We start from the raw sequence: 3,942 nt of genomic DNA, 5'->3' as shown, positions 1-3,942 counted from the left end.
TTGGCGTTAGCCAACGAATATGATAGAATATGGCTAGAACGGACACCTTCGGAACGAAGGGAAGCGTAAAGGGTTCTTGTGTGTGGCTTACCGTTCAGCGAACACACACAAGTCGCTTGAAGCCCCCACCTCTAAGCGAAGTGTAGGTGGTGGGTAGTTCACAAGGAAAGCTTCATGGCATGGCGTTGCGCGTTCCGACGCCGAACGTGTCGCTTGTCGATTTGGTCGTTGACGTCAAGCGGGATGTGACGGTCGAGGAAGTGAACGAAGCTCTTCTCCGCGCAGCCAATGGTCCGCTGAAAGGCATTTTGGATTTCACGATGGAGCCGCTTGTGTCGATCGATTTCAACACGAACCCGCATGAACCCGCATTCGGCGATCATTGACGGTTTGTCGACAATGGTGATTGACGGCCGGAAAGTGAAAGTGCTCGCCTGGTACGACAACGAGTGGGGCTATTCGTGCCGCGTCGTCGACTTGGCCAGCCTTGTCGCCGCCAAAATGAATGAGCGTCTTCATGTGAGCGCTTAAGCAGTTTTTCTTCCAATCTCGCAATCGTGAAAAGATGCGCAAAGCGTCCGATCCGCCCGTGTGGCGGTGTGGGCGCTTTTTCCTTTTGGCATGCGAAAAATTAAAAAAGCCTGTTGCAAAAACCCCCTAAACAAAGTATACTATGTTTCGTGAACTTCTTAACGGCAAAGGTAATGTGACTACTTAAAGGGTTAGGACCTCTTAGGACTAACTTTCCCCCGTGGTAGTTATACATGCCATTTTGCAACCTACAAATCTGTTTTTTATTTGAGAAAATTGGTTAAAAGGGGGACTTTCGCATGGATACGATGGGTCGTCACGTTATCTCGGAACTTTGGGGATGCGACTTTGACAAACTGAACGATATGGACTTTATTGAAAAAACGTTTGTAGACGCCGCATTAAAGTCGGGAGCGGAAATTCGCGAAGTCGCGTTCCATAAATTCGCTCCGCAAGGCGTAAGCGGGGTCGTCATTATTTCCGAATCCCATTTAACGATTCATACGTTTCCGGAACACGGCTATGCCAGCATTGATGTGTATACATGCGGCCATTTAGACCCGACCATCGCCGCGGATTACATCGCCGAAAAGCTTGGCGCGCAAATGCGGGAAACGATTGAGCTGCCGCGCGGCATGCGCCCGATTGAAGTGAAAAAGGCGCACGCGCTGTAATTCCATAACAACGGAAGCAAAAGGAGCGTAAACAGGACGCTCCTTTTTTTACGCTTTCGGCGGGTGCCATGGCGGCCAAAATCATGGTATGATGGTGAAAAAAAGAACGATTAGGGAGACGTGGCTATGAGCATGTGGAAAAAGTTGAAGTATGCGTTGACGAACCATTGCGAAACGCGGGAAAACCATGAGGACGCCGAGCTCCGGAGCCATTACTACAAAGCGGCCCACCGCGCTGTCATCGACGCGGTGAAAGAGCTGCTCGCTTCGCTGCCTGACGCCGAGCTGCTTTCCGTTTCCGAAGAGCGCGGCGAGCTTTGCGCCCAAACGCGGCGCGGCCCCAAGCTGTTTATCGTCGCCACCGTCATTTCCGTCCGCCCGTTTGAAACGGCGGTGGACTTTTCGGTGACGACCGAGACAAAGTTCTTGCCGTTTGATTTTGGCCGCAGCCGGGCGGTCATCCTTGAGTTATACCGGAAGCTTGACGGCCGCCTGCCGTATATCGGTTCTGGCCTCAATAGCTGACTATGGCTTGTCTGCCATCTGCCATTCCGGTATGATAGAAGATAAGAAGAGGAACGGAGTGGATGTTATGCGATGTCCGTCATGCCATCACCAAGGCACGCGCGTGCTTGACTCGCGCCCGGCCGAAGAAGGCCGCTCGATTCGCCGCCGGCGCGAGTGCGAACAATGCCACTATCGATTTACGACGTTTGAGCGGGTCGAGGAACCGCCGCTGATTGTCGTCAAAAAAGAAGGGACGCGCGAGGAGTTCAGCCGGGAAAAAATTTTGCGCGGTTTGATCAAAGCGTGTGAAAAACGGCCGGTGGCGCTTGAGCAATTGGAAAAAGTGACGCAGGAAATCGAGCGCGAGCTGCGCAGCCAAGGCGTATCGGAAGTAAAAAGCGAAACGATCGGCGAAATGGTCATGGAGCGGCTGTCGCGCATCGATGAGGTGGCCTATGTCCGCTTCGCTTCCGTCTATCGGCAGTTTAAAGATATCAACGTATTTATCGAAGAGCTAAAAGAGCTGATTAAAAAAGGACAACGGTAAAAGGGCTCGAGCGGGAATGCGGCAGGCCCTTTTTTCAGCTTATTTTTCGGCCGGGAAGGCGAGAGGTGGATGGAAACGAATATGGCAGAATGGAAGGTCGGAGCGATGCCACACCATTGGAAAGAGTTGTTGGCCGTTGATCGGTATATGGTGCAAAGCCGCACTGCGCTGCACGATGCGGACCGAAAAGTGTTGACTATGCTGTATCAGCCGCTGATCGGCCATCGTGCGCTCGCCTTATATATGACGCTTTGGGGGGAGCTCGAGCTGCTTGGCGGCCGGGAAGCGACCCACCATCGGCTTATGGCGCTCATGCAGTGCGGTCTGCCGGACATTTACAGCGAGCGGCTGAAGCTCGAAGGCATCGGGCTGCTGAATACGTACGTCCACGCCCCCGAGGCGGAAGAGCCGAAGCAGTTTGTGTATGAGCTGCGCCCGCCGCTGGCGCCGGATCAATTTTTCCGCGACGAAATGCTCGGCGTCTTTTTGTACCGGCAAGTCGGCCGTCATATGTTTGCCCAGCTGAATGACTGTTTTGCCTGCCCGGTTGTGGATGAGACAAAGTTCACCCGGGTGACGCGCGCGTTTTCGGACGTATTTTCGTCCGTTCATGCTGAACAAATCGTCGCGGGATTCAATGAAGAGGCCGGGCGCGAGCTCGAGCCGCCGGATGGAAAAGTGCACATGGGGCGGGACGAGGCGTCGTATGCGCTCGATGATGGCGTGTTTGATTTTGAGCTTTTTTTTGCTGGCTTGTCGAAACAGATGGTGCCGCGCCGGGCCGTAACCGCGAAAGTGAAAGAAGCGATCAAAAAGTTGGCATTTTTGTACGGCATCCCGCCGCTGGAAATGCAAAAAATTGTCCTCGGCGTCATCGATCCGGCATACGAGATTGACATTGACGCCCTGCGCCGGGCGGCCCGGGAGTGGTATGAGATCGAGCACGGCGGCGCCGCCCCGCGCCTTGTCGAACGGGTGCAGCCGCTCGCTTACCGGACGATGGAATACATCGAGCCACGCACAAAAGAGGAGGCGTTGATGAAGCAGCTCGAGACGATCTCCCCGCGCCAGCTTCTGAAGGAAATTTCCGGGGGAGCGGAGCCGTCGCTCGCCGATTTGCAATTGATCGAAGATATTATGTTTCAACAGCAGCTTCTTCCGGGCGTCGTCAATGTGCTGATTTATTACGTCATGCTGCGGACGAATATGAAACTATCGAAAAAATATGTCGAGAAAATCGCCAGCCATTGGGCGCGCAAAAAGGTGCGCACCGTCAAAGAGGCGATGGAGCTGGCTAAAGAGGAAGCAAAGACGTACCAAAACTGGGCGAATGAAAAAGAAAAAGGGACGCGGACAGTGCGCAAAGTCGTGCGCACTGAAATCGTCCCCGACTGGCTGAACATGGATTACAGCCAACCGGATGATGACGACTTTGATGTGGAACAGGCGCGCAAAGAGCTCGAGGAACGGCTGAAAAAATACCGTGATGGATCGTAGGTGTAAAGGCGATGGAACGAGTAAATCAACTGTTGCAGCGGCTGTTCGGAAACGAAGGGTTCCGGCGGCGCTATGAACAAATGCGGCGCTATATTTTGACGCATCCGGACGTGCAGCCGTTTTTGCAGGCGCACGAGCAGCAGCTGTCGCGCGATGCGGTGGACCGAAGTTTAATGAAACTGTACG

The 3,942-nt window shown here is 53.8% G+C and carries 4 protein-coding genes and 2 pseudogenes; all 6 read left to right on the top strand.

Annotated elements, in window-relative coordinates:
• Window positions 1-164 precede the first annotated feature (164 nt).
• Window positions 165-531, top strand: a pseudogene (locus IKE44_RS09705) (type I glyceraldehyde-3-phosphate dehydrogenase); the annotation flags it as partial.
• A gap of 299 nt (window positions 532-830) precedes the next feature.
• Window positions 831-1,205 (top strand): adenosylmethionine decarboxylase, encoded by a 375-nt coding sequence (speD, locus tag IKE44_RS09700; RefSeq protein WP_033014401.1) that lies wholly within the window; start codon window positions 831-833, stop codon window positions 1,203-1,205.
• A 126-nt stretch (window positions 1,206-1,331) separates the two neighbouring features.
• A complete protein-coding gene (locus IKE44_RS09695) occupies window positions 1,332-1,730 on the top strand; it encodes a hypothetical protein (protein ID WP_033008532.1) in 399 nt (132 codons plus the stop codon).
• Window positions 1,731-1,797: 67 nt separating this feature from the next.
• The gene (nrdR, locus tag IKE44_RS09690; protein WP_033008531.1) at window positions 1,798-2,259 is read left to right on the top strand and encodes a transcriptional regulator NrdR; all 462 of its coding nucleotides are present in this window, start codon (window positions 1,798-1,800) and stop codon (window positions 2,257-2,259) included.
• Window positions 2,260-2,364: 105 nt separating this feature from the next.
• Window positions 2,365-3,756, top strand: a complete 1,392-nt coding sequence (locus tag IKE44_RS09685) for a replication initiation and membrane attachment family protein (protein WP_033014406.1) — start codon at window positions 2,365-2,367, stop codon at window positions 3,754-3,756.
• An 11-nt stretch (window positions 3,757-3,767) separates the two neighbouring features.
• Window positions 3,768-3,942: pseudogene (locus IKE44_RS09680) on the top strand (primosomal protein DnaI); the annotation flags it as partial.

This window comes from Geobacillus sp., assembly GCF_017515625.1.
Classification (GTDB): Bacteria; Bacillota; Bacilli; order Bacillales; family Anoxybacillaceae; genus Geobacillus; species Geobacillus stearothermophilus.
Note: the sequence above shows the minus strand (reverse complement) of the source record. Positions and strands in the feature narration are given on the sequence as shown.